The 24,129-nt window shown below is 69.6% G+C and carries 20 protein-coding genes; 12 read left to right on the top strand and 8 right to left on the bottom strand.

The annotated features are described in order from the left end of the window. Window positions 1–72: 72 nt before the first annotated feature. The 4 genes from AB0H88_RS38255 (at window position 73) to AB0H88_RS38240 (ending at window position 3,338) form a co-directional block, all read left to right on the top strand. Window positions 73–669, top strand: coding sequence for a TetR/AcrR family transcriptional regulator (locus AB0H88_RS38255; RefSeq protein WP_357653330.1), 597 nt, complete (start codon window positions 73–75; stop codon window positions 667–669). A 61-nt stretch (window positions 670–730) separates the two neighbouring features. Then, window positions 731–1,234: a PH domain-containing protein gene (locus AB0H88_RS38250; RefSeq protein ID WP_357653328.1), complete on the top strand. Its 504-nt coding sequence runs from the start codon at window positions 731–733 to the stop codon at window positions 1,232–1,234. Next, window positions 1,231–2,736: a PH domain-containing protein gene (locus AB0H88_RS38245; RefSeq protein ID WP_357653326.1), complete on the top strand. Its 1,506-nt coding sequence runs from the start codon at window positions 1,231–1,233 to the stop codon at window positions 2,734–2,736. The genes AB0H88_RS38250 and AB0H88_RS38245 overlap by 4 nt, the downstream gene beginning before the upstream one ends. A gap of 140 nt (window positions 2,737–2,876) precedes the next feature. Then, window positions 2,877–3,338 (top strand): STAS domain-containing protein, encoded by a 462-nt coding sequence (locus AB0H88_RS38240; protein ID WP_357653324.1) that lies wholly within the window; start codon window positions 2,877–2,879, stop codon window positions 3,336–3,338. A gap of 45 nt (window positions 3,339–3,383) precedes the next feature. Here AB0H88_RS38240 and AB0H88_RS38235 read toward each other — a convergent pair whose 3' ends face one another. After that, window positions 3,384–4,097, bottom strand: a complete 714-nt coding sequence (locus AB0H88_RS38235; protein WP_357653322.1) for a helix-turn-helix domain-containing protein — start codon at window positions 4,095–4,097, stop codon at window positions 3,384–3,386. Between the two features lie 118 nt (window positions 4,098–4,215). Here AB0H88_RS38235 and AB0H88_RS38230 point away from each other — a divergent pair, with 118 nt between their 5' ends. Both AB0H88_RS38230 and mptB read left to right on the top strand, forming a co-directional pair. Continuing rightward, the gene (locus AB0H88_RS38230; RefSeq protein ID WP_357653320.1) at window positions 4,216–5,115 is read left to right on the top strand and encodes an NmrA/HSCARG family protein; all 900 of its coding nucleotides are present in this window, start codon (window positions 4,216–4,218) and stop codon (window positions 5,113–5,115) included. Window positions 5,116–5,219: 104 nt separating this feature from the next. Beyond that, the gene (gene mptB / locus AB0H88_RS38225) at window positions 5,220–6,866 is read left to right on the top strand and encodes a polyprenol phosphomannose-dependent alpha 1,6 mannosyltransferase MptB (protein ID WP_357653318.1); all 1,647 of its coding nucleotides are present in this window, start codon (window positions 5,220–5,222) and stop codon (window positions 6,864–6,866) included. Here the strand turns inward: mptB and AB0H88_RS38220 are convergent. Beyond that, window positions 6,748–9,090 carry a hypothetical protein gene (locus tag AB0H88_RS38220; RefSeq protein ID WP_357653316.1) on the bottom strand — a complete coding sequence of 781 codons (2,343 nt, stop codon included), beginning with the start codon at window positions 9,088–9,090 and terminating at the stop codon, window positions 6,748–6,750. The genes mptB and AB0H88_RS38220 overlap by 119 nt on opposite strands. Before the next feature lie 390 nt (window positions 9,091–9,480). Here AB0H88_RS38220 and AB0H88_RS38215 point away from each other — a divergent pair, with 390 nt between their 5' ends. The 4 genes from AB0H88_RS38215 to serS are packed head-to-tail and all read left to right on the top strand — an operon-like array spanning window position 9,481 to window position 13,377. Next, a complete protein-coding gene (locus AB0H88_RS38215; RefSeq protein ID WP_357653314.1) occupies window positions 9,481–10,665 on the top strand; it encodes a glycosyltransferase 87 family protein in 1,185 nt (394 codons plus the stop codon). Between the two features lie 21 nt (window positions 10,666–10,686). Continuing rightward, window positions 10,687–11,103 carry a DUF4446 family protein gene (locus AB0H88_RS38210; protein WP_357653312.1) on the top strand — a complete coding sequence of 139 codons (417 nt, stop codon included), beginning with the start codon at window positions 10,687–10,689 and terminating at the stop codon, window positions 11,101–11,103. 49 nt (window positions 11,104–11,152) lie between these two features. After that, a complete protein-coding gene (gene pheA, locus AB0H88_RS38205) occupies window positions 11,153–12,073 on the top strand; it encodes a prephenate dehydratase (RefSeq protein ID WP_357653310.1) in 921 nt (306 codons plus the stop codon). A 41-nt stretch (window positions 12,074–12,114) separates the two neighbouring features. Then, the gene (serS, locus tag AB0H88_RS38200) at window positions 12,115–13,377 is read left to right on the top strand and encodes a serine--tRNA ligase (protein WP_357653308.1); all 1,263 of its coding nucleotides are present in this window, start codon (window positions 12,115–12,117) and stop codon (window positions 13,375–13,377) included. A 112-nt stretch (window positions 13,378–13,489) separates the two neighbouring features. Here the strand turns inward: serS and AB0H88_RS38195 are convergent, their stop codons facing one another. Together AB0H88_RS38195 and AB0H88_RS38190 are read right to left on the bottom strand one after the other, a co-directional pair. Continuing rightward, window positions 13,490–14,452, bottom strand: coding sequence for a hypothetical protein (locus AB0H88_RS38195; RefSeq protein WP_357653306.1), 963 nt, complete (start codon window positions 14,450–14,452; stop codon window positions 13,490–13,492). 429 nt (window positions 14,453–14,881) lie between these two features. Beyond that, complete coding sequence (locus tag AB0H88_RS38190; RefSeq protein ID WP_043619750.1) at window positions 14,882–15,085, bottom strand: cold-shock protein; 204 nt, start codon at window positions 15,083–15,085, stop codon at window positions 14,882–14,884. Window positions 15,086–15,308: 223 nt separating this feature from the next. Between AB0H88_RS38190 and AB0H88_RS38185 the strand changes: the two genes are divergently transcribed. After that, on the top strand, window positions 15,309–16,115 hold the full coding sequence (locus AB0H88_RS38185; RefSeq protein WP_357653304.1) for an HAD family hydrolase: 807 nt from the start codon (window positions 15,309–15,311) through the stop codon (window positions 16,113–16,115). A 5-nt stretch (window positions 16,116–16,120) separates the two neighbouring features. On the opposite strand, the gene AB0H88_RS38180 is transcribed toward AB0H88_RS38185, so the two are convergent. Together AB0H88_RS38180 and AB0H88_RS38175 are read right to left on the bottom strand one after the other, a co-directional pair. Beyond that, the gene (locus AB0H88_RS38180; protein ID WP_225301362.1) at window positions 16,121–16,636 is read right to left on the bottom strand and encodes a bacterial proteasome activator family protein; all 516 of its coding nucleotides are present in this window, start codon (window positions 16,634–16,636) and stop codon (window positions 16,121–16,123) included. 5 nt (window positions 16,637–16,641) lie between these two features. Then, window positions 16,642–17,598, bottom strand: a complete 957-nt coding sequence (locus AB0H88_RS38175) for an NAD(P)H-quinone oxidoreductase (protein ID WP_357653303.1) — start codon at window positions 17,596–17,598, stop codon at window positions 16,642–16,644. 113 nt (window positions 17,599–17,711) lie between these two features. On the opposite strand from AB0H88_RS38175, the gene AB0H88_RS38170 reads away from it, so the two are divergent. Beyond that, window positions 17,712–20,045, top strand: coding sequence for an AAA family ATPase (locus tag AB0H88_RS38170; RefSeq protein WP_357653301.1), 2,334 nt, complete (start codon window positions 17,712–17,714; stop codon window positions 20,043–20,045). A 22-nt stretch (window positions 20,046–20,067) separates the two neighbouring features. Here the strand turns inward: AB0H88_RS38170 and AB0H88_RS38165 are convergent, their stop codons facing one another. Together AB0H88_RS38165 and AB0H88_RS38160 are read right to left on the bottom strand one after the other, a co-directional pair. Continuing rightward, the gene (locus AB0H88_RS38165) at window positions 20,068–21,666 is read right to left on the bottom strand and encodes an AAA family ATPase (RefSeq protein ID WP_357653299.1); all 1,599 of its coding nucleotides are present in this window, start codon (window positions 21,664–21,666) and stop codon (window positions 20,068–20,070) included. Between the two features lie 755 nt (window positions 21,667–22,421). After that, window positions 22,422–24,020 carry an AAA family ATPase gene (locus AB0H88_RS38160; protein ID WP_357653297.1) on the bottom strand — a complete coding sequence of 533 codons (1,599 nt, stop codon included), beginning with the start codon at window positions 24,018–24,020 and terminating at the stop codon, window positions 22,422–22,424. Window positions 24,021–24,129 lie beyond the last annotated feature (109 nt).

The following is a 24,129-nucleotide window of genomic DNA, read 5'->3' as shown; positions in this document are numbered from 1 at the left end:
TCTCCGCGCTGTGGTTATGCCAAGTCATACGTATTGAGTACCGTTGGGGGACGTAAAAAGAGAGGAGCACGGGTGCCCAAGCAGGTGGACCACGAGGCCCGGCGTACCCAGATCGCCAAGGCGCTGTGGCGGGTGGCGCAGGCCCGCGGGCTCGACCGGGTGAGTCTGAGAGAGGTCGCCGCGGCGGCGGACATGTCGCTCGGCCAGCTCCAGCACTATTTCACCAACCGTGAGGACATGATGGTCTTCGCGGTCGAGTTCATGAACAGGAAGAACGTCGAGCGCGTGGCCGAGCGCATGCTGGCCGCCGGATCGCAGTCGCCGCGGGCCAGGCTCCGGGCCATCGTCCTGGAGATGCTCCCCGTCGACCGGGCGGCGGAGGCGGGCAGCCTGATCAACATCAGCTTCCTGCTGGAGGCCGCGCGCAGCGAGCCGCTGCGCGACTACGCCCGCAAGCGCGCGCTCGCGCTGCGTGGCGTGCTGGAGGGCCAGATCGCGCTGGCCATGCGGGCGGGCGACGTCGACATGTCCCGCGATCCGGCGGCCGAGGCGGCACTGCTGGTCAGCCTGGCCGACGGGCTGCGCGCCAACTTCCACCTGGGCGTGCACACCGCCGAGGAGACGGTGGCGCTGATGGACGGGCAGCTGGACCGGCTTTTCGGCGGTTGATCCAAGTCAGCTGTCTTGCTATGGTCGAAGTAATACAGCTGACTTGGAAAGGACGCGCCGCGTGAACAACCTCCGCCCTCCGCTGCACAGGGTCGATCCCAGGGCCAGACGATGGTGGACGCTCCAGGCGCTGGTGGTCCTGTCGGGGCCGGCGCTGCTGACGGCGCTGTGCCTGTTCGTGCTGTCGCTGCTGTTCTTCCCCAGGGCGCTGGTCTGGCTGGGGCCGCTGCTGCTGGTCGTCCTGGTACTGCCCGCGGTCGTCTATCTGGTGGTCATGCCGCGCTGGCGCTACCGGGTGCACGCGTGGGAGCTGGGTGAGCTCGCCGTCTACTCGGCCAGCGGGTGGTTCTGGCAGAAGCGCCGGATCGCGCCGCTGTCCCGGGTACAGACCGTCGACACCGTGCGCGGCCCGATCCAGCAGTCGCTCGGGCTGGCCACGGTGACCGTGACCACCGCCTCGACGGCCGGCAACGTGAAGATCGCCGGCCTGGCCGACGCCGACGCCGAGGAGCTCGCCCGCCGCATCGGCGCCGCGGCGCAGGCCGTACCGGGTGATGCCGCGTGAACGGGCCGGAGGAGCGCGTGAACGGGCCGGACGTACGGGCGGACGAGCCGGGCCCGCGAGTGGACGGATCGGAGGCGTGGGCGGACGGGCAGTGGCGGCGGCTCGATGGGCGCGTCATCGCGGCGCACTGCTTCTGGCTGGTCGCGCCGCTGGTGTCGCTCGGGCTGACCGCGCTCGCCACCGGCGGCCGGTTCGACCCGCGGGCCTGGATCACGCTCGGCTCGATCGCCGTGACCTTCGCCGCCATCAGCGCGAACGGCCTGGCGCGCTGGCTGCGCACCCGATACCGGGTCACCGGCGAGCACTTCGAGGTGCGCTCGGGGCTGTTCGTCCGCAGGCTCCGCTCGGTGCCGCTGAGCCGGATCCGCAACGTCGACCTGACCGCGAACCCGGTGCACCGTCTCCTCGGCCTCGCCGTCGTGCGCGCGGGCACCGCCGACCGCGACGAACTCCGGCTGGAGGCCCTGGCCCGGCAGGACGCGGCCCGGCTGCGCGGTGAGCTGCTGCGGCGGGCCGATACACGGGAGAGCGCCGAGCCGGTGCTGGCCATGTTCGATCGGCGGTGGCTGCGTTACGCGCCGCTGACGTTCTGGACGATCGGCGGCGTGTTCGTGGTCCTCGGCACCGCCTACCGGATCCTGGACGGCATCGGGATCGAGCCGTGGCGCCTCGGCTTCCTGCGCGACCTCGCGGCCGGCGCGGTCTGGGTGACGATCCCGCTGACGTTCCTGGCGTTCGTGGTCGTCGGCAGCCTGGGGGCGACCGCGCTGTACGCCGAGAACTGGTGGAACTACCGCCTGGAATGGGCGGGCTCCGGCACGCTCGCGGTGCGCCGCGGCCTGTTCACGACCCGATCGGTGTCGATGGACCGCGAGCGGCTGCGTGGCGTACTCCTGCGCGAGCCGCTGCTGCTCCGGGCCGGTGGCGGCGCCAAGGTCACCGCCGTGGCCAGCGGGCTCGGCGACGACGAGGAGAACCGGCGCCGCAGCTCGCTGCTGCCGCCCGCGCCCCGCGCCGAGGCCCTGCGCGTCGTCGAGCGACTCACCGGCAAGGCGGCCGACCGGCCCATGCTCCGCCATCCTCGCGTCGCGCTGCGGCGCCGCGTTCTGCGCGGTCTGACGCTGGTCGTCCTGCCCGTGGTCGTCGCCCTGGCCGTACTCGGTCTGCCGCTCGTCGCGGGGATCTTCCTGGTCGTGGCGACGCCGATCGTCTGGTGGCTGGCCCGGGACGCCTACCGCAACCTGGGCCACGCCGTCGATGGCGACTATCTGGTGGCGCGGTCCGGCACGTTCAGCCGCGACACGCTCGCGCTGCGCCGTACTGGCATCGTCGCCTGGACCTTCACCTCCTCGCCGTTCGGCAGGCGGGCCGGTGTCGTGACGCTGACGGCCGCGGTGGCGGCGGGCGAGCAGGGCTACCGCATCCCCGACCTCGCCGCGGGCGACGCTCCCACGCTGGCGGAGGGGGCCGCGCCGGGCATCCTCACCGAATTCCTGGTCTAGGGCACTCACGGGCATTCAGGCACAACTGGATGGAGGGCCGAGGTTCGCGGCGTGTGATGGCCTTCACGCTGCCCGAGCCGTTGAATGCGGCTTTTCCCGGGCAGAAAGAAGGGTGACGCTACTGGAAGTGAGTGCGAACCATGAGCGCGTGCGCGGTGCGAATCGACACTATCCGACACGTTCATTGCACAGTCCTTCGAGCGAGCGGCGAGCTGGATCACGTCGGCCGGGCGCGCCTGAGTGCGCGTATCCAGGAGGTATGGGACTGGTCTGATGGGCCCATCCTGGTGTTTGACCTGACTGCCGTGATGTTTTACGACTCTTCCCTGATCGGGGCGCTGGCGGTGGCGTTGCAGCGCGTGCGGGCCACGCGCAGCGGCCGCATCATCCTGGCCAGCCCTCCCGACCGGCTGCTCACCGCTCTGGAACGTACTGGTCTGCTGCAGTACGTGGAGATCCGCGACGGCGTCCAGGAGACGGTGGCGGAGATCATGATCGAGCGGGAGCGGGAGCGGCAGCGTAGGGCAGGCTCCGGCGGCGGGCCCGTCGAAGAGGGCCGCGATGCGCAGGACTTTCGAACCGTCCTGCCGTATCTGCGGTAAGTGTCCTTAGACGTCAGACCCCGGGGATGCAGGACTCGGCGGACGTCAGGCCTCTGGGATGCCGGACTCTGCGCGATCGGCGTCGATCAGGCCGCTGAGCAGGGTGACGGTGGCGGCGGCGAGGTCGCGCAGCCTGGCGTCGGGGATGGCCGCCTCGCTCTCGAAGGCACGTTGAACCGTCCGCGCGAGCAGGTCCGCCCGTTGCTCCGGACCACCGGTGGGGGCATCGCCCTCGGCGCGCAGGAAGCCCTCGAACGTGGCCTGGTAGGCGTAGCCGATCTCGTCGGCGCGCATGTCGTCGCGGAGTAGTCCGTACTCGGTGAGCAGGTTGAGGTAGTCACGCGCCATGGTGCCGTGCCGCTCGTCGCGGGCGGTATCGGGCGAACTGGTCAGTTTGCCGAGCAGGTGGGGGTCGGCCAAGAGGAACCCGCGCAGCAGCGGGCGGTCGGTGATGGCCAGGAAGTAGGCGCGCGCGAAGTTACGCAGCAGGCATGTCTCCGGCTCCTGCCGCAGCGCCTGCCGTAGCTCGTCCATGGCGTAGAGCACCTCACGGGCGAAGACCACGCTGAACAGCTGCTCGCGGGTCTTCCAGTGCAAGTAGACGGTGCCCTTGCCGATGCCGGCTCCCTCGGCCACGTCGTCGATGGTCACCCGCCGATAGCCGTGGCGCAGCAGCAGGTCGGCTGCCACGTCGAGGATGCGGGTGGCCCGTTCGGCGCGCTGGCGCGGGTCTCGGAGTCGTTCGGCGTTGGCGCTCACGTAGGGACCGTATGACCCCATACGAGATCTGGTCAACTCATATTTGTCGATTGACTAACTTTCAAATCTCGTCATACAGTCACCTCGACAGCGGCAACACCTGCGACTGGAGCGAGTCATGAACAGCACCATCGGCACCCGCGGCAAGACCGTCCTGGTCACCGGCGCCACCGGGAACCAGGGCGGCGCCACCGCCCGCCACCTGCTCGCCGACGGGTGGCGGGTCCGCGCCCTCGTCCGGGACGAGACCGCCCCCGTGGCCGTCGCACTCGCCGCCGCCGGCGCCGAGCTCGTCCGCGGCGACCTGGACGACCGCGCCTCCATCGACGCGGCGGCCCGCGGGGTGCACGGCATCTACAGCGTCCAGTCCGCCAACGACAACGAGATCGCCCAAGGCAAGAACGTCGCGGACGCCGCCAAGGCCGCGGACGTGCGGCACCTGGTCTACTCCTCGGTCGGCGGCGTCGAGAGCCAGAACAGCTTCTACGTGGCGCACGGCTGGGGCGCCATCGACAAGTGGCAGATCGAGCAACGCATCCGCGAGCTGGGCGTGCCCGCGACGATTCTGCGCCCGGCCGGGTTCATGGAGGACTTCACCAGCCCGGCGCGGTTCTTCCAGAACGGCTCGCTCAACGTGCCCTGGCACGACGACCTGGTCATGCAGCTCATCGCCATCGATGACACCGGCGCCTTCGCCGCGCTGGCCTTCGCGGATCCGGACACGTACCTGGGGCAGGCGATGGAGATCACCGGCGACCGGCTGACCGCCCCGCAGATCGCCGACGCGCTCAGCACGGCGGCCGGTCGCCGGATTCCGCACACCCAGGTTCCGCTGGACGTCCTCTGGGAGCACGACCCCGAGGTGGCGAAGGTCTTCACCTGGGCGAACGAGACCTACTACGACACCGACCTCGAGCCCCTGCGCAAGGCCAACGCCGCCCTCACGGACTTCAGCACCTGGCTGGACCGATCGGGCAAGGCACGGCTCCTGGCGCAACTGGACTCCCTGCCGGCCTGACCGGGAGGTACGGCCTGACCGGGAGATGCGGGCCTGAGCGGGAGCTGTCGGCCCGACCGCGTGCTCGGGCCTGAGCGTTCCGGCGAGTGTGCTGGAATTTGCGGGTGACTTCGGAGACGCGGCGCGGAAAGGCGCCAGGCCGGCTCGCCCAGTCGGCCACGGCGGCGATCGGCGCCTCGGTCCTGCTGACGATCGCCATCGGCCTCCTCGGCCCGTCCGTCATGGTCCCCGCCCTGAGCGGTCCCGCCTGGCAGCCGCCCTACTCCATGAACGTGCATCCCGCCCCCCACCTCGTCGTGGGGCTCGGCACGGCCGCGATCGTGCTCGGCGCGCTCGGCTCGCTGGGCCTCCTCCTCGCCCTCTCCCGCGCCTCCTCCCTGCCCGCCAACCTGCCCGGAACCCCGCCGCCCTACAGCCCGCTGCCCGGCACCTCGCCGCCCTCCAGCCCGCTGCCCGGCACCTCACCGCCCGCCACCGGCGGATTCATGTCATTCGGCGGTGGTCAGTGGCTGCCGGACCCTCGGCTGCTGGTGCGCCTCGGTTGCCTGGCCGCCGCGCTGCTGGCGTTCCTGCCTCCATCCGGCTCCGGCGACCACCTCAACTACGCCGCCTACGGACGCATGGTGACGTTGGGCGTCAACCCGTACACGCACGGAGCCGTCGATCTGCCCACCGACCCCATCGCCCGCGCGGTGGAAGCCCCCTGGCGTGAGGAGCCGAGCGTCTACGGCCCGATGGCGACGGCCGTGCAGGCCCTGGCGAGCTGGATCGGCGGCGACTCGCTCCGGCTGACCATCTTCGTGCTTGCCCTGGTCAACGCGGCCGCGTTCATCGCGACGGGCCTGCTGATCGACCGTCTCACCCGGGACGATCCCGCCAGACGGCTGCGGGCGGCCCTGCTCTGGACCGCCAACCCGCTGCTGCTCTACCAGTTGGTCGCCGGTATGCACATCGACACTCTGGCCATCGCCTGCATGGTCGCCGCCCTCTTGGCGCGGAGCCGCCCGGTCGGCTCCGGGGTCCTGCTCGGCCTCGGCGTGGCGGTGAAGATCAACGCGGGCCTCGTGGCGCTCGGCCCTGCCTGGGAGCTGCGTCGGCGCCCCGGCCGCCTGGCTCTGATGGCGGGCACCGCTCTGGCCGTGGTGGTCGTCGGCTACGTGGTCGTCGGGACCGAGGCGATCGGCCCGATGACCCGCACCAGCAAGTCGATCTCGCTGGCCTCGTTCTGGAAACTCGTCCAGGGCTGGTTGCAGTCGATCGTCGGCGCGGGCAGCGCCTACCGGGGCGAGATCCAGATCGGCTCGCTGCTGGTGCTCGCTCTGGTGGCGTGGTCACTGTTCCGCCTGGTGTCCAGGCGCGACGGCTATCAGGGCTATGCGGACGCCCACGGGCCGGCGGGGCTGAGTGCCCCTGTCGTCTCCGCCGTGATCGTCATCGCCTACCTGTTCGCGACGCCGTACATCCTGCCCTGGTACGACGGCCTGGCGTTCGGGATGCTCGCCCTGATCGGTGCGTCGGCGCTCGACGGGCTGCTGCTCACGCACCTGCTCGTGCTGTCCCTGGCCTACCTGCCCGCCCGCGTCCTCGACAACGACGTCATGCCGCAGGACCTCGACTGGCTCCGTACGGTGGTCAGGTCGCGGATCGCTCCGTGGGCCCTGTTCGCGCTGACGGCGGCTCTGGTGTGGTGGGCGTGGCGAGCCGCAGGGCGCGTACGGACGCCGCGAGCGTCAACGGCACCGCCACCGTGAGCGCCATGGCGGGGATGGCGATGCCCGAGTCGTTGATGAGAAACCCGATGAACGCGCATGTGAGCGCCCCGAACAGGCCTGCCCGGAGCGTCGGCGCGAGCGCGTACGCCTGACCGAGCGCCGGAGCACCCCAGCGTGACGGCCGGTTGAGCACCCGGAAGAGGAACGCGAGCGCGACCAGCGTGAGCAGCGTGAGAGACCAGTTCCCGACGGTGACGCCGATCATCGCGCCGAACTTGCGCCCGACCACCGTCCACGCCTGACCGTCGATGATCTGCTGGACGAAATTGCCCAGATGGGTGCGCTGCGCCACCGGCCGCAGCCAGTCGAAGAGCGAGATGCCCCCGATGAGTACCGCTCCCGCCACCCCGACCAGCAGCAGCTTCACGATCGAGACCCGCCGCCCGGCGAGCAGGATGAGGAAGACGGCCAGCCCGATCACGAAGGCCGGAACCCCGCCGAAGTCCGCCCCCCACGACGGCCACCCATCGGCGAACACCGCCAACCCCCCATAAGCCCCGCACACCAGCACCGTCACAAACCTTGACACTCCCCTCCGGAGCAGCCACTGAGCGACTCCGGCCAGCGCGAGCACGGTCCCCGTCGCGTACACGGCGAAGGCGATGTTGGAGAACCCGTAGAACCGCCCCCCGGTGACAGGCTCGTAGCCGGTCACCGCGTTGACCTGCAATGTCGAGCCGGTCATCACGTCGACGAGCAGGGCGACGGAGGTGATGCCGGCGACCACGGTCAGGGGCCCGAGCACGTGCGCCCGCCACGGCCCGGCGAAGGCCAGCCCCGTGATCACCGCGGCGAAGGCGAGGATGGTCACGATGACGCCGAGCATCGGCAGGGGGAGGGCCCACCACGGCACCAGCTGCGCGAGGAACGTCGAGACGGCGATGGACCCACTGACCACGGCCACCACCTGCACGACGGCCAGCAGCCGAGAAGCACTCGCCGCCTCGTGCCCCGGCAGAGCCCCCGCCGACTCCGCCGACGGCCCTCCGGCGTCGCCGTGAGTCCCCACGGTGGTGGGTTCCGCGGACCCAGCCTCAGCGGACGCGGTTTCAGCGGATCCGGCCTCGGCCTCAGCGGCCTCGGCCTCAGCGGTCCCGGCTTCGGCGGCCCTGGCCTCAGCAGGCGTCGCCTCACCAGGCGGGACTCCCGCAGACGCGGAGTCGGTGGTGGTTTCCCCTGCGGCGGCGGAGCGGCGACGGCGGCGGAGGGCCAGGGCGGCGAAGGCGTAGAAGAGCAGCTGTACCGTCACGAACACCGCGAAGAACGGCCCGCGGACCTCCCGAAGCACCTGACTGGCCAGATCGCTGTCCGACAGCTCGTTGACCGTGTCGACGGGCGTGGCCGCGGCCGCCGTACCGTCGGTCTGCCAGGCGCGCCCGACCACTTCGCGCGGCGCCTCCAGGCCCAGCAGCTGGATCGCGGTGGCGGTCAGGTCGGTGATCGTGACCAGGGCGTCCTGCCGGGTGGAGGTCGCCGTCAGATAGCCGTGCTGGTACGGCCGGCCGCTCGGGGAGGGGCCGGTGGCGATGGCGATGTGGAGGTGGGGGTTCGGGGTGATGTCGGAGACGCCCGCCACCAGGACGGTCGTGTCGCCCGGCAGCCGGCGGAGCAGGTCGCCGATGCGGTGATCCGCCTGCGCGGTGGCGGCCTGCCGCGTCGCGGTGGGGAGAGGGGCCTGCACGCCGTACTCGTCGAGCGGCCGGCGGGCCCAGGCGTCGGCCAGGTCGGCGGCGTCCATGACGATCAGGTTGTAGGGAGTCGGGTCGCCGAGAGCCTCCGGCGTGTCGACGTATGTGGCGACTTTTCCGTTCGCGTCGGCGGCGGCCACCGCGGCGCCTGGCCCGATGGCGGCGACATGACCGCCCGAGGACGTCACGAGCCGGCCCAGGGTGCCGAGCCGCGCGTCGTACCCGGTCTCGGCCTGGTACGCGGCCAGCGCCGGCCAGCCCGGGACCGTGGCGCCCTCGCCGATGACCTCGGGCGCCGGGACAGCGGGGCACCCACGTCCGGCCGTCCCCGCCCGCTGGCCCGCCGACACGGTCAGCCACCCGGCCATCGGGCAGGTGATGCCGCGGTCAGGCGGTGGCACGGCGCGTGTGGACAGGGACGCGGAGCCGCCGTGGGCGACCAGCTTCCACAGGTTGGGGGTACGGGTTTCGTCCAGGTCGCTCCACTGGAGTCCCGGCACTCCGATGAGCGCCACACGACCGCGCGCGGATGATGCCCAGGCGGAACCCGAACCGGACCCCGAGGCGGATGCGGATGCGGGACCCGAACGCGGACCGGAGGCGGAGGCGGAACCCGAACGCGGACCGGAGGCGGAACCCGAACCGGATTCCGAGGCTGCGGCGGCCGGGCCGGCGCCGATGAGGGGCGCCAGAACGGTGGCGAGGAGCATCGCGACGAAGACCAGGACGGCCGGGCGATGGCCGCGCCGGGCAGGGGATGCTTGACGCAGCCAGGCGGGGGTTTCTGGCGGCATGGGAGGGCGGTCCGAGGTGGGGGAGGCCGCGCTGAAGGTGGCGTGCGGCATGTGCGGAACCCCCGGTATCGACGCGCTCGATCAACAACAGCCACGGTAACGTGCCACACCGTGACAGGTGGCAGGGCGACGACGATCCGGCGGCAGTGGTGGGCGTGGGCGATTGCCGCCCTGCTCATCGCGGTGGCCGTCGCACCGCTGGTGCAACAGTGGCTGACCAATCCCGACGATCAGCGACTCGTCGATCTGGATGTGTACCGGACCGGCGGGCAGATGATCCTCGATGGTCGGGCCGTCTACGAGTTCGCCACGCCCGCGCCTCAGTTGCTGCCGTTCACCTATCCGCCGGTCGCGGCGATGCTGGCGGTCCTGCTGGCCAAGATGTCCTGGGATACCGCCCAGTGGGTGTGGACCGCCGGGGTCTTCGTGTCGCTGGCCGTCGTGGTGGCGTACTCCTTCAGAGGGGTGCTGGGGTGGGCGCGGTACGCGCCGTGGCTCTTCGCCTTCCTCATGGTGGCCTGCGCATACTTGATGCCGATCCGCGACCAGGTCCGGTTCGGGCAGGTGGACATTCTGCTGGTCGCGTTGTGCCTGGCCGACTGTGTGGCCAGGAGGCCGTGGTGGCCGCGGGGGTTCCTGATCGGGCTGGCCACGGCGGTGAAGCTCACGCCGGGTGTCTTCCTGATCTACCTGCTGGTGACGCGGCAGTGGCGGACGTTCTTCATGGCGGCGTTCGCCGCGGCGCTGCTCACGTTGCTACCGTTCGTGGTGATTCCGCACGACGCGGCCGACTTCTGGTTCTCCGCGCTGTTCGATCCCAACCGGCTCGGCGCGAACGCCGCCACCACCAACCAGTCGATCCGCGGCATGCTGATCCGCCTGTACCTGCCCGACGCGGTGACGTCCGTGATCTGGATCGCCCTGGTGGCGGTCGTGGGCTGGTACGGCTTCCGCGGGGCGCGCGCCGCGTACCAGGCGAAGGACCCGATCACCGCCGTCGCGCTGGTCGGGCTCATGGCCGTGCTGCTGTCCCCGGTCGCCTGGATCCACCATCTCGCGTGGGTGGTCGTGGTGCTCGGGGCGATCGTGGGCGACGGCCGCGATCCGGTGAGGGTGCGGGTGGCCGTGGGGGTGTGGCTGTACTACGTGCTGCCCATCCCTTGGTGGGGCGTGGCGTTGAAGGTGGCGGGGGTGCCGGTGCTCGACAAGATCGTGCAGAACGGCTACGGGCTGGGAGCGCTGGGTCTGGTCTGGTTGCTGGTCTCCTGGTTGCCGAAACGGCGCGACCTGGCCTGACGACCGATTACTCTCTGTTACGTGCTGACTACCGTATGGGTCTTGGTGGGCCTGGTTGCCGGGGTGAGTGGCGTGACCATCGGCTACAGAGCGCTCAAGCAGGCCAGGGCCGCCCTCGACGAGTGCCGGGAGACGCTGGTCATGCAGACGAGCGAGGGCAAGGGCGATCTCAAGGCCATCCGGGACGTCGCCGTGTGCCGTTACGACGCGCTCGAGGAGATGAGCGGGCGGTTGTCGTTCTCGATCGCGATGATCAACGGATTGGGCGACGGCATCGTGCTGACCTCGATCAACGGACGGTCCGAGACTCGTACCTATGTACGACCGGTGGTGAGCGGCAAGGGAGAGGAACCGCTGTCTCCGGAGGAGGAGCAGGCGGTGCGAGCCGCCCGGCTCGGCCATGGCCCGCTGATCGACGTGCAGGCGGGCCGATGGTAAAGGGAAGAAAGGTCCGCACTACCCGACTACCTGCGGATACTCTGTAAGCATGCCCAGACTCGCCTATCTCGGACCGGAAGGCACCTTCACCGAAGAGGCCCTGCGGCTCCTCGCGCCCGAAGCCGAGCGTCTGCCCCGCGCCACCGTCAGCGCCGCCCTGACCGCCGTCCGTAACGGCGAGGCCGACGGCGCGGTCGTCCCGCTGGAGAACTCGATCGAGGGCGCGATCACCACGACGCTCGACGAGTTCGCCTGGGGCGAGCCGCTGCTGATCACGGCGGAGCTGCTGCTGCCGGTGCGTTTCTCGCTGCTGGCCCGGCCCGACACCGAGATCGTGCACATCAAGCGGGTCTACACGCATCCTGCGGCCATCACGCAGTGCCGCGCGTTCTGCGCCCGGGAGTTGCCCGACGCGGTCGTGGTGGCGGCGCCTTCGACGGCCGCCGCGGCTCAGGAGGTCGCGCTGCCCGGCTCGCCGTACGACGCGGCCATCGCCGCGCGCATCGCGGGCGAGCACTACGGGCTGGTGGAGCTCGCCGACGACATCGGCGACCGCAACGACACCGTGACCAGGTTCGTACGGGTGAGCCGTGGGGGAGAGCTGCCCGCGCCGACCGGCTACGACCGCACCACGCTCGTCGTGTTCCTCGCCGACGACCACCCGGGCGCGCTGCTGGAGATGCTGACGGAGTTCTCCGTACGCGGGGTCAACCTGACCCGCATCGAGTCGCGGCCCACCGGCGGCGGCATCGGCCGCTATTTCTTCCACTTCGACTTCGAGGGGCACGTCGCCGACGCGCGCGTGGGCGAGGCGATCTCTGGCCTGCACCGCATCTGCGGCGAGGTGCGCTTCCTGGGCAGCTACCCGCGTGCCGACGGTGTCGCGCCGCAGATCAAGAAGGGCACGGCCGACCCGGAGTTCGCCGAGGCGGGAGAGTGGCTGGCGCGAATCCGCGCCGGACGCGTCTAATCCTGAGGCGGGCGGTAGCCGGGCGCCGGTAGCCTTTATCCGTGATTGACCTGCGTACCCTTCGTGAGCATCCCGACCGGCTACGGGCCTCGCAGCGTGCCCGCGGCGAGGACGACTCGATCGTCGACACGCTGCTCGACCTCGACGAGCGCCGCCGCGCCGCGCTGACCTCGTTCGAGTCCCTGCGCGCCGAGCAGAAGAGTCTGGGCAAGTCGGTCTCCAAGGCGCAGGGGGACGACAAGGCCGCGCTGCTGCAGCGGGCCAAGGACCTGGCCGGCCAGGTCAAGGCCGCCGAGGCGGAGGCCGAGACGCTGGGCGCCGAGCTCGACGAGCTCGTCCAGTCGGTGCCCAACATCGTCGAGGAGGACGCCCCCCACGGCGGCGAGGACGACTACGTCGTGCTCGAGACCCATGGCGAGCCCCGCGTGTTCGACTTCGAGCCGAAGGACCACCTGGAGCTGGGCGAGCTGCTCGGCGCCATCGACATGGAGCGGGGCGCCAAGGTGTCCGGCTCGCGGTTCTTCTTCCTCAAGGGCGTCGGCGCGCGCCTGCAGCTGGGGCTGCTCAACATGGCCATGCAGCAGGCGATCGCCAACGGGTTCATCCCGATGATCACTCCGGTGCTGGTCAAGCCGGAGACCATGCAGGGCACCGGCTTCCACGTGGCCCACGACAAGGAGATCTACCGCCTCCCCGAGGACGACCTCTACCTGGTCGGCACCTCGGAGGTGGCGATGGCGGGCTACCACGCCCAGGAGATCCTGGGCGGCGACGAGCTGCCGCTTCGCTACGCGGGCTGGTCGTCGTGCTTCCGCCGGGAGGCCGGCTCCTATGGCAAGGACACTCGCGGGATCATCCGTGTCCACCAGTTCGACAAGGTGGAGATGTTCTCCTACGTACGCCCTGAGGAGGCGCGCGAGGAGCACCAGCGGCTGCTGGCCTGGGAGCGGGACATGCTCGCCAAGATCGAGGTGCCCTACCGCATCATCGACACGGCGGCCGGAGACCTGGGGATGTCGGCGGCCCGCAAGTTCGACTGCGAGGCATGGATCCCCACCCAGGGGCGCTACCGCGAGCTGACCTCGACGTCCAACTGCACCGAGTTCCAGGCCCGTCGGCTGGGCGTCCGTTACCGCGACAAGGACGGCAAGCCCCAGCACCTGGCCACGCTCAACGGCACGCTGGCGACCACCCGCTGGATGGTCGCGATCCTGGAGAACCACCAGCAGGCCGACGGCTCGGTCGTGGTGCCCGAGGCACTGCGCCCGTATGTCGGCCTCGACGTCCTGGAGCCGTCCAAGTAAACCCCTGCCGGCTCGGGCGGTCCGCGTCTGAGCCGGCTTAGCGGGTCCTGGTCTGAGCTCAAGCGGTCCTGGTCTGAGCTCAAGGGGTCCGGGCCCGAGCCGGTTCAAGCGGTCAGTAGGTGGCTGTTCGACGGTGGATGTCGCGCCTGATGAGCGCGCCGCTCGCCGCCACCACCCCCGCCGTCATGACGACAGCGGCCCCCACCGCCACGGCGTACGAGTCCGGCATCCCGTGGGCCCAGCCATAGAAGGGCACGTACACGGCCGCGTACACCAGCGGCGCCGCCCCGAACCCGACGGCCACCGCCACACCACTGGCCGGCCCGGCGATGGCGGCGACGAGGCACACCATGACTCCGAGCAGCGTCATGCCGGTCGCCAGCGCCGCCGGATCGCCGTCCGCGCCGAGCGCGGCGTACAGCCCCACGCACACCACCAGCGCGGACGCGGCGTAGACACCGCTGAGCCGCCGCATCCCCGTCCCGACGGCGCCGAGCAGCATCAGGGCGGCGAGGACCAGCGCCACGCGCTGCTCGGGATCCAGGTTCGCCGTCTCGTCGCCGAGGGACGCGAGCGGCTCCGGCCATCCCTCCCGCCGCCACGTTCCGGTGACGTCCCGTACGAGCACGCCGTCGACTCCGTTGGCGACGACCACGACATGGCCTTCGGGCCGAGCCTGTACGGCCAGCGCCAGGGACCTGGGCCCGGTCGTGGAGCTCGGGTCGTACCGCCTGGCCAACCGGTCGTACTGATCGTCCGGCAGGCTCCAGGAGGGCCGCCACGTCTTGCCCCCGTCGTCGGACTCGGCGACCGCCGGCCGCCCGGGAAGCACCCGGTAGCACCGCTGCGGCTGTCCGGGTACGCAGGCGGCGGTCTGCGGCGGCCGTACCGGCCTGCCGTAGTAGTCGGACCAGGTGGCCCCGCCGTCCAGGGAGGAGATCCCGGTGATGGAGCCCTGATCGCGGCCGGCGATCAGCACGACGATCTGATCCCCGTCCACCTGTACGGAGTCCGCCACGGAAGGCGGTTCAGCGGCCGCTGCGACGGCGAACACGGCCAACGGCACAATGGCCATCGCCCGCCACCGCTCCGGGAGTCCCTTCAGCAGCTCGGGAAACCCCCTCAGGCGCTCCGAGAGCCTCAGAAGCCCCCAGTGATCCGCTCGACGCTCCAGCGGCGCTGTCAGGCGCTCTGAGGGCCCTCCCAGCCGCTGTGAGCGCTCCCGGAGGCTCCTCCGGCGAGCACGCCAGGCCGGCCCAGGCCAGAGGTGCTTGAACAGACGGTCGTTGAGTAGCAGCACGAACACGGCGACCAAGGTCGCTCGGTGACATAGCCACGCGTACCTCATATATGGGCCGATGGCGGTGAAGCATCAGTGGTTCGGCCGTTGTGTGAGTTGAGTCACACCTGTGACCGGGCTGTCACACGGGTCGGAACAGGGCCCAGGAACGCGAAAGACCGAGGCCCGCTGGAAGCGAACCCCGGTCTGTCTCGCTGCTACAGGTCAGATGGCACGGACCTGCGAGGCCTGGGGCCCCTTCTGTCCCTGCGTGATCTCGAACTCGACCCGCTGGCCGTCTTCAAGGCTGCGGTAGCCGTTGCCGACGATCTCGGAGAAGTGCACGAACACGTCCGGCGCACCGCCGTCCGGGGCGATGAAGCCGAAGCCCTTCTCGGCGTTGAACCATTTGACGGTTCCCTGAGCCATAAAAGCTCTCCCTCAGGATGTGAATCTATGGGACCCGCACCTCGCGAGTCCCGGTGTGTCGTACAGCAAGCACCCGGGGTGGCTCAGACAAAGTCATGCTGGTTTTCACAACGGGATCAGCTAATACAACGCCATCACATCTAACACCATTCTGGCGCGTTGGTGTTCCCCTCCCTAGGAAGATTTCTGGCCGGCGGCATGACCGGGCAAACTGGAACCTGTTATGCGAAGCCTTGCAACGCCGCGTCTTGTGGCCACCGACCTCGACGGAACCGCTCTGCGGACCGACGGAACCGTCTCTCCCCGTACGGCAGCGGCGTTCGCGAGAGTCGAAGAAACTGGTGCCGTGCTCGTGTTCGTCACGGGTCGCCCGCCTAGATGGATGAGCAGTGTGGCGGGTGCGGTGCGTCACCGAGGGTTGGCAATCTGTGCAAACGGTGCGTTGATCTACGATCTGCATACCGAACAGATAGTGGAATCTCACCTCATCACGGTCGACGTACTGGAGCAAGTCGTCGCTCAGCTAAGAGCGAACGTGCCCGAACTCGCATTTTCGGTCGAGTATGAAGGGGGTTTTGCGCATGAGTCCGATTTCCCACTCGGCGGGTGGGACAGCAAGGCCATTGGCGGCCTCCGTGTCGGCGCGGCGACGCTGACCTCACGACCCTGCGCCAAGCTGCTGGCCCTGCACCCGGACATGGCTCCCGACCCGCTGCACGAGGCCGTGTGCGGGCTCGTGGGACACCTGGTGACCCCCACGCACTCCAGCGGCCGAGGGCTGATCGAGATGAGCGCCCACGGTGTGACGAAGGCCACGGCCCTGGCCGCGCTCGCCGGGCAGCACGGGATTACGCCATCACAAGTAGTGGCGTTCGGTGACATGCCGAACGACCTGCCCATGCTGGGCTGGGCCGGTACGTCCTACGCGGTCGCCAACGCGCACCCTGACGTGCTGGCCGCCGTGGACCATGTGACGGCGGCCAACAACGACGACGGTGTCGCGCTCGTACTCGAAGAGCTTTACAGGTAAGAGCTTTACAGGTAGGGGCCCGAGCCGCCGTGCGGCCGCTGCGAGTCGTCACCGTGGGGCACGCCGGGCAACGCCCTGCGCATCTGCTCCAACTGGGCGCGCGCCGCCATCTGCTGCGCGAACAGCGTCGTCTGGATGCCGTGGAACAAGCCTTCGAGCCAGCCGACGAGCTGGGCGTGCGCGATGCGCAGCTCGGCCTCGCTGGGCGGCGTGCCGTTCTCGTCGGTGAAGGGCAGTGACAGCCGCTCCAGCTCGTCGACCAGCTCGGGGGCCAGGCCGTCCTCGAGCTCCTTGATGGAGGACTCGTGGATCTCCTTCAACCGCTTACGGCTGGCCTCGTCGAGAGGAGCCGCCCGGACCTCTTCGAGAAGCTGCCGGATCATGCTGCCGATGCGCATCACCTTGGCGGGCTGCTCGACGAGGTTCGTCACCGAGCGCTCATCCTCGCCGTTATCGCCCTGACCCTGGAAGTCCGGGCCCACCACCACGATGTGGGGGGTGTTGTTGTCCTCAGCATTCATAACACTCACCGTACTAGCAGGATTTTGCCGATGTGCTCTCCCGATTCCATCATTCGGTGAGCCTCCGCCGCCTCCGCCATGGGCACCTCCGCGTACACCACGGGGCGTACGGCGCCCGCGCTGATCAGCGGCCACACGTTGTCGACGACGCCGCGCACGATGACGCCCTTCTCGTCGGCCGGGCGGGCGCGCAACGTGGAGCCGTAGACGGTCGCTCGCTTGGCCATCAGGGCGCCCAGGTCGATCTCGGCCTTGGCGCCGCCCTGCAGTCCGATGATCACCAGCCGGCCGCCCGTACGGAGTGTCCGGATATTTCTGGACAGGTATTTGGCACCCACGATGTCGAGGATCACGTCGGCCGCCACCCGCTCGGCGAAGTCCTCCTCGTGGTAGTCGACCGTCTCGTCAGCGCCCAGCTCCTTGAGGCGGTCCAGCTTCGCCGCCGACCCGGCCGTCGCGGCCACCCGCGACCCGAACGCCTTGGCCAGCTGGATCGCGAACGTCCCGATCCCGCTCGCCCCGCCGTGCACCAGCAGCGTCTCGCTGCGCCGCAGCCGGGCGGCCATGAACACGTTGGACCACACCGTGCACGCCACCTCGGGCAGCCCAGCCACCTCGACCAGCCGCACACCCTCGGGCGCGGGCATCACCTGCTGCCACGGCACGGCCACCCGCTCGGCGTAGCCGCCCCCGGCCAGCAGCGCGCACACCTCGTCGCCCGGCGTGACGTGCTCCACGTCCTCGCCGATCTCGGCCACCACGCCGGAGACCTCCAGCCCCGGGTACGGCGGCGCGCCCGGCGGCGGATCGTAAAATCCCTGGCGTTGAAGCAGGTCGGCCCGGTTGACCCCGGCGGCCACCACGTCGATCAGGACTTCCCCCCGGTCAGGACGTGGATCAGGCACCTCCCGCCACTCCAGAACCTCTGGTGGTCCGGGCCTGGTGATCTCGATGGCTCGCATGCAATCACCGTAGCCGGGCAAGGAAGTTATAGGTTGGCGACCACTGCCGCGAGTCATGGCGTTAACCTGCAATAAGTTTGCTGCCCCTTTACACCCACCAGGGGGAGAACACGGTGGCAAGACACGATCGAGAGGAATCTCTCGAGGAACAGCTGGCCTGGCTGGACGCGATCAAGGAGACGGAAGAGGCTCCGATCTCGGTCAGCGCCTCTGCCTCGGAGGACTCCGTCGCTTCGCCGTACCCCCAGGACCCTTGGCTCTCGGTGCCGAGCCAACACGAGACGCCGACGCCGCTGTTCAGGGCCGCGGTCGATTCCGTGTACGGCACGGCGCCCGCGGAGGAGCTCACCGACGGGGGGAGCTCGCCGTCCGGCACGAAGGACCTCGGTACGCGGGATCTCGGTACGCGGGATCTCGGTACGCGGGATCTCGGTACGCGGGATCTCGGTACGCGAGACTTCGACAAGAAGGACATCGGCGCGAAGGACGAGGCCCAGCCCGTCTCGCCGCCGGTGAGCCTGGGCAAGTCCGACGACGCGTTCCTTGCGCCGCTCAAGCCGCTGCCCCGGCCCGACGACACCGACTCCTACTCGCTGCTGTCGTTCCCGGAGCCGGCGAAGAAGCCGGTCGCCGAGGAGCCGGAGGAGGAGACGAAGTCCGCCTGGCCCGTGCCGCCGGAGTGGTCGCGCCCGGCCGAGACGTTCGACGAGCCGCGCCCGGCGGAGAAGGCCGACAAGGTCGACAAGGCCGAGGAGCCCCCTCCGGGCACCTTCGAGCCGCCGCCTCCGGAGGACGCCACGGAGCCACGGCTGGAGGTCCCGCTGACCTTCGACAAGTCGCTGAACTTCGACACGCCGCCCGCCTTCGACCCGCCGGCCTTCGACAAGCCCGCGTCCGAGAAGCCCCTCTTCAACAAGCCCGGCTTCGACAAGCCGCTGAGCTTCGATCTGCCGCTGACCTTCGACAAGCCGCCGGCCGCCGAGAAGTCTCCGGCCGTCGACCAGCCGTCCGCCTTCGGCAAGCCGTCGGCCCTGGACAAGCCGTCGGCCCTGGACAAGCCGTCGGCCCTGGACAAGCCGTCGGCCCTCGACCAGCCGTCGCAGCCGCGCACCTTCGAGGAGCCGCGCGCCTTCGAGGAGTCGCGGACCCTCGACGAGCCGCCCTCCCGCGCCTTCGACGAGCCGAAGCCGCGGCTGTTCGACGAGCCGAAGCCGCCGTCCCGGCCATTCGACGAGCCGAAGCCGTACGAGCAGGACCGCGCCTACGAGCAGGACCGCTCCTATGAGCAGGACCGCTCCTATGAGCAGGACCGCTCCTATGAGCCTGAGCGTTCCTTTGAGCAGGACCGTTCCCACGAGCAGGACCGCTCGTGGGACCAGCCGCGCTCCTACGAACAGGACCGCGCCTACGAGCAGCCGCGCACCTTCGAAGAGCCAGAGCCCCCCGCTCCGCGCCGCCGCCCCGCCCCCGTACCGGTCTTCAACGCCCCGCCTCGCCCCCCGATCACCGGCAGGCCCACGGCCGACAGCCTCGACCCCGAGTCGCTCCTGCGCGGCCGCCGCAACGCCCCCTCCAAGGGCTGGCGCCGGCTGATCTACAAGGCGTCGGGCGGCTGGATCAAGCCGGGCGAGCCGCCAGAGGTCCGCCGCCGCCGTGAGCTGCTGACCAGGGCCCGCACCCCGGTCGCCACCGGCCACCACCGCGTGGCCGTACTGAGTCTCAAGGGCGGTGTGGGCAAGACCACGACCACGGTCGGCCTGGGCGCCACCCTCGCCGCGATGCGCGGCGACCGGGTGATCGCGGTCGACGCGAACCCCGACCGCGGGACGCTGTCCGACAAGCTCACCCTGGAGACCTCGGCGACCGTACGCGACCTGCTCAATGAGAGCGACCAGGTCAAGAGGTACGTGGACATCAGGGCGTTCACCTCGCAGGCGCCTTCGCGGCTGGAGGTGCTCGCGTCGGACCGTGACCCGTCGGTGTCCGAGGCGTTCAGCGGCGCTGATTACCAGGCCGTCTCACAGGTGCTGGAGAACTTCTACTCGATCTGCATCACCGACTGCGGCACCGGCCTGCTCCACTCGGCCATGGGCGGCGTACTCGGCCTCGCCGACCAGATCGTGCTGGTCAGCTCCCCGTCCGTGGACGGCGCCAGGGCCGCGTCGGCGACGCTCGACTGGCTGGAGGCGCACCACTACGGCAACCTGGTCCGGGAGGCGACCGTGGTGCTCTGCAGCGTCCGGCCGCGCTCGAAGTCGGCGGTCGACATCTCCAAGCTGGAAGCCCACTTCGCGGCGCGGTGCCGCGCGGTGATCCGCGTGCCGTACGACCCGCATCTGGAGGAAGGCGCCGAGATCGACCTCGAACGCCTCCAGGAACCGACCAGGGAGGCCTACCTGCAGCTGGCCGCCAGCGTCGGCGACGGATTCGCCGCTCAGGGGGAATGAGTGCGGGGCCGGCCGCCGCCCGTCACACGCGCAGAACGGTGACCTGGCGGCCGGACGGTGTGGTCGCCTGCTCGAATCCGCCTCGTTCCTTCCAGGGTGGGGCTTCGGGGCGCCGGTCGAAGATCACCAGCACGCCGGTGGTCAGGGTGAGCCGGTCCAGATATCGGTCGAGCTGGGCGAGACCCTCGGGCATCGGATCCTCTGCGCTGGGTCGCCAGACCTTCAGCTCCATGGCCTCGCGTTGCATCAGGCGTTCGCCGTCCGGGCCGGTGTACGGCCAGCGGACCAGTACGTCCAGGCGTTTGGTGCCGGCGGCGTATTCGCGGTCGAGGTAGCCGCCGCCGTTGACGAGGCGGTGCAGGAAGGCCATGAGGATGATCTGGCAGGCGGCCTCGTGGTAGCCCTCCTGCTGGATGAGGACTTCGCCGTGTTCGCGCCAGAACACGACGAACTCTTGCAGCAGCCGGGGCAGGTCGAAACGGCCATCGGGGAGCACGAAACTATGCGGATCGGTCTTGACCAACCGCGCCGTACGATCGCCCAGCACCCGGAGCAGGACTTCCCGGTAGATGGGGTTGGCGATCTCCAGGTCCATGGTCCCGCGGATGAGGCCCAGATCGTGGACGTAGGAGATGTCGTCGTCAATAGCAGAGTCCATACTCGTCGCCGTGCCGGCCACGATCGGTTCGATCACTCGCTTGACCCGGGGCTCGTGCAGCCGAGCCACAAGCGCGTCCAGATGGATGGCGCGGGCTCGGATCAGCCGCTCCTTGGCGTCTTCCGCCTGTCCGGCGGTGATGGTGCCGGTCACTTTCATCTTGAAGGTGATCTCGAAGGCGAGGGCGTTGACCAGCCATGGCTGTCCCTGGGTCAGCTCGAAGACCCGGTCCAGCGCGTCCTTGGTGAACTCCTGGCCGGTCGCTTGAGTGTGCTGGTCGTACAGTTCGGCGATCTCGTCGGCGGTGAAGTCGCCCAGGCGTAGCGAATCGGTGATGATGTTGAACGGGCTGGCCGGGTTCGACCGGCCGGGTTCGCCGCCTGAGGCGACCTTGTAGTCACGCAGGTCGCGCAACCCGCACAGCACCACGGACGAGGGGAACGGATGGCCCTCGTGCCGTGCGTTGTGGCCGTCGCGGAGCTGGCTGAGGATGCTGACCATGCTGTTGCCCTGTAGGGCGTCGATCTCGTCGAGGAACAGCACCACCCGGCGCGGGCAGCGGCGGCACCACTCGCTCAGCGCCGAACCGAAGCGGCTGCCCGGCGTGACCTGCGGCCAGGGATCCGGCGGCAGGAGCTCCTCTGGCCATCCCGAGCGCGCGGCGGCTTCACGGAGGGAATTCAGTAGCAGCGACTCCGCCCAGTCGACGTCGTCGCCGGCCGACTTGGCGCGCTCGCAGGAGAACATCAGGGCGGCGGTGTCGCCTTCGGCGGCCAGCTCGGTGGCCAGGGTGCGCAGCGCGGTCGTCTTCCCGGTCTGCCGGGGTGCGTGCAGCACGAAGTAGCGATCCATCTCGATGAGCTCGCGCGCCTGGGGGAGCCGCTGTGTGGGGGGCAGCATGTAGTGGTGCTGCGGGCCGCACGGGCCGGCGGTGTTGAAAGTCCTTGCTCGGGGTGGCCGCATGATCACATTCTGCCACTGCCCTGTCGCTCGCGCCGGTCAACCGGAATGCAACGGGACTGCATCTCTTCAGATGATCTTCACCGAGAGTCCTGTCGTCTGTCTCAACCGATTAACAAGAACCAAATCCCGTTAAGTTCGAAGACGGCATCGCCGATGCTTCGGCTCGCGTCGCCCGGCTCCCGGCACCCCGCGCGCCGGTCATCGGATCACGCCCCTGACACGAACTACCGCTCCTCTCTAGCCTGTCCAGATGAGCACTCCAATTGAACTCGTCATCTTTGACTGCGACGGCGTGCTCGTCGACAGCGAAACGCACCGGCGCCGCCTATATGCCGATCCGCGCTCAGCGCACAGTATCTCCCGCAGGAAGACGACACGGAGCCCGTCCAGTCCTTCACCAGGGTTGACCCCCGTGTCATCGCCGACGCCCCGCCTGGCGCCACGCTCGCCATAGCCGCTCTCACTGGGCTGCACCTAGAGACCGAGGAAGAGGACGGGATCCACCGGGTATGGGTGGTCAACCCGGAGCGCGGTAGCGGAGGGGCAGCGGTTCTGGCTGGACAATCCGGGCTCCGCGCTGCGTATGCCGAGCTGAACAAGACCTCACGCGAACGGTCCTGCCTGGTGTGCCAGGCAGGAACAGTCAGACCCCTCCCAGCCGTCCGCCACCAGGTCGACGAGTTGGGCGCTGGCCGCCAGCGTCGGCGACGGATTCGCCGCTCAGGGGGAATGAGTGCGGGGCCGGCCGCCGCCCGTCACACGCGCAGAACGGTGACCTGGCGGCCGGACGGTGTGGTCGCCTGCTCGAAACCGCCTCGTTCCTTCCAGGGTGGGGCTTCGGGGCGCCGGTCGAAGATCACCAGCACGCCGGTGGAGAGGGTGAGGCGGTCCAGGTACCGGTCGAGCTGCGCGAGGCCGTCGGGCTTAGGGTCGTCTCCGCTCGCGCGCCAGACCTTCAGCTCCATGGCTTCCCGTTGCACCAGTCGTTCGCCTTCGGGGCCGGTGTAGGGCCAGCGGACCAGTACGTCCAGGCGTTTGGTGCCGGCGGCGTACTCCCGGTCGAGTTGGCCTCCGCCGTTGACCAGCCGGTGCAGGAAGGCCATGAGGATGATCTGGCAGGCGGCCTCGTGGTAGCCCTCCTGCCGGATGAGGACTTCGCCGTGCTCGCGCCAGAACACGACGAACTCCTCCAGCAGGCGCGGCAGGTCGAAACGGCCGTCCGGCAGTACGAAGCTGCGAGGGTCGGCCGTCACGTACTGTGCCGAGGAGTCACCCAGGACCCGCAGGATGACCTCCCGATAGATCGGGTTCGCCACCTCCAGCGGAGGTTTCTGCTTGACCAGGCCCAGATCGGTGGCGTAGGACAGGTCATCGGAGAAGGTGTGGTCGATGTTGGGGAAGGTCCCGGCCAGCACAGGCTCCATCACCCGCTTGACCCGCGGTTCGTGCAGGCGGGCCACGAGCGTGTCCAGATGGGTGGCACGCGCTCGGATCAGCCGCTCCTTGGCCTCGTCCACTTGGGCGGTGGTGATGGTGCCGTTCACCTTCATCTTTATGATGACCTCGTTGGCGAGGGCGTTGACCAGCCACGGTTGTCCCTGGGTCAGCTCGAAGACCCGGTCCACCGCGTCCTTGGTGAACTCCTGGCCGGTCGCCTGTGTGTGCTGGTGGTACAGCTCGGCGATCTGGTCGGTGGTGAAGTCGCCCAGGCGTAGCGACTCGGCGACGATGTTGAACGGGCTGGCCGGGTTGGACCGGCCGGGTTCGCCGCCTGAGGCGACCTTGTAGTCACGCAGGTCGCGCAACCCGCACAGCGCTACGGAGACGGGGAACGGATAGCCCTCTGGCCGCGCGTTGTGGCCGTCGCGCAGCTGGCTGAGGATGCTGACCAGGCTGTTGCCCTGCAGGGCGTCGATTTCATCCATGAACAGCACCACCCGGCGCGGGCAGTGGTGGCACCACTCGCTCAGTGCCTCAACGAACCGGCTTCCCGGTGTGACTTGCGGCCATGGCTCCGGCGGCAGGAGCGCGCCGGGCCAGCCCGACCGCTTCGCAGCCGCGCGGAGGGAGTCCAGCAGAAGTGATTCCGCGAGGGCGAAGTCGTCACCGGCCGACTTGGCGCGCTCACAGGAGAACATCAGGGCGGCGATGTCGCCCTCGGCGGTCAGCTCGGAGGCCAGGGTGCGCAGCGCGGTCGTCTTCCCGGTCTGCCGGGGCGCGTGCAGCACGAAATAGCGATCCATCTCGATGAGCACCCGTGCCTCGGGGAGTCGTGGCGTGGGGGGCAGCATGTAATGGCGCCGCGGGTCGCATGGGCCGGTGGTGTTGAAAGATCTCGCTCGGGGTGGCCGCATGGTCACATTCTGCCATCGCCTGGTCACTCGCGTCCGGTCAGTCGGAACGCGACCAGGCTCCACTCTTCAGATGATCTTCGCTATCTGTCTCAACCGATTGACAAGAACC

Source organism: Nonomuraea sp. NPDC050680 (assembly GCF_040654555.1).
GTDB lineage: Bacteria > Actinomycetota > Actinomycetes > Streptosporangiales > Streptosporangiaceae > Nonomuraea.
Note: the sequence above shows the minus strand (reverse complement) of the source record. Positions and strands in the feature narration are given on the sequence as shown.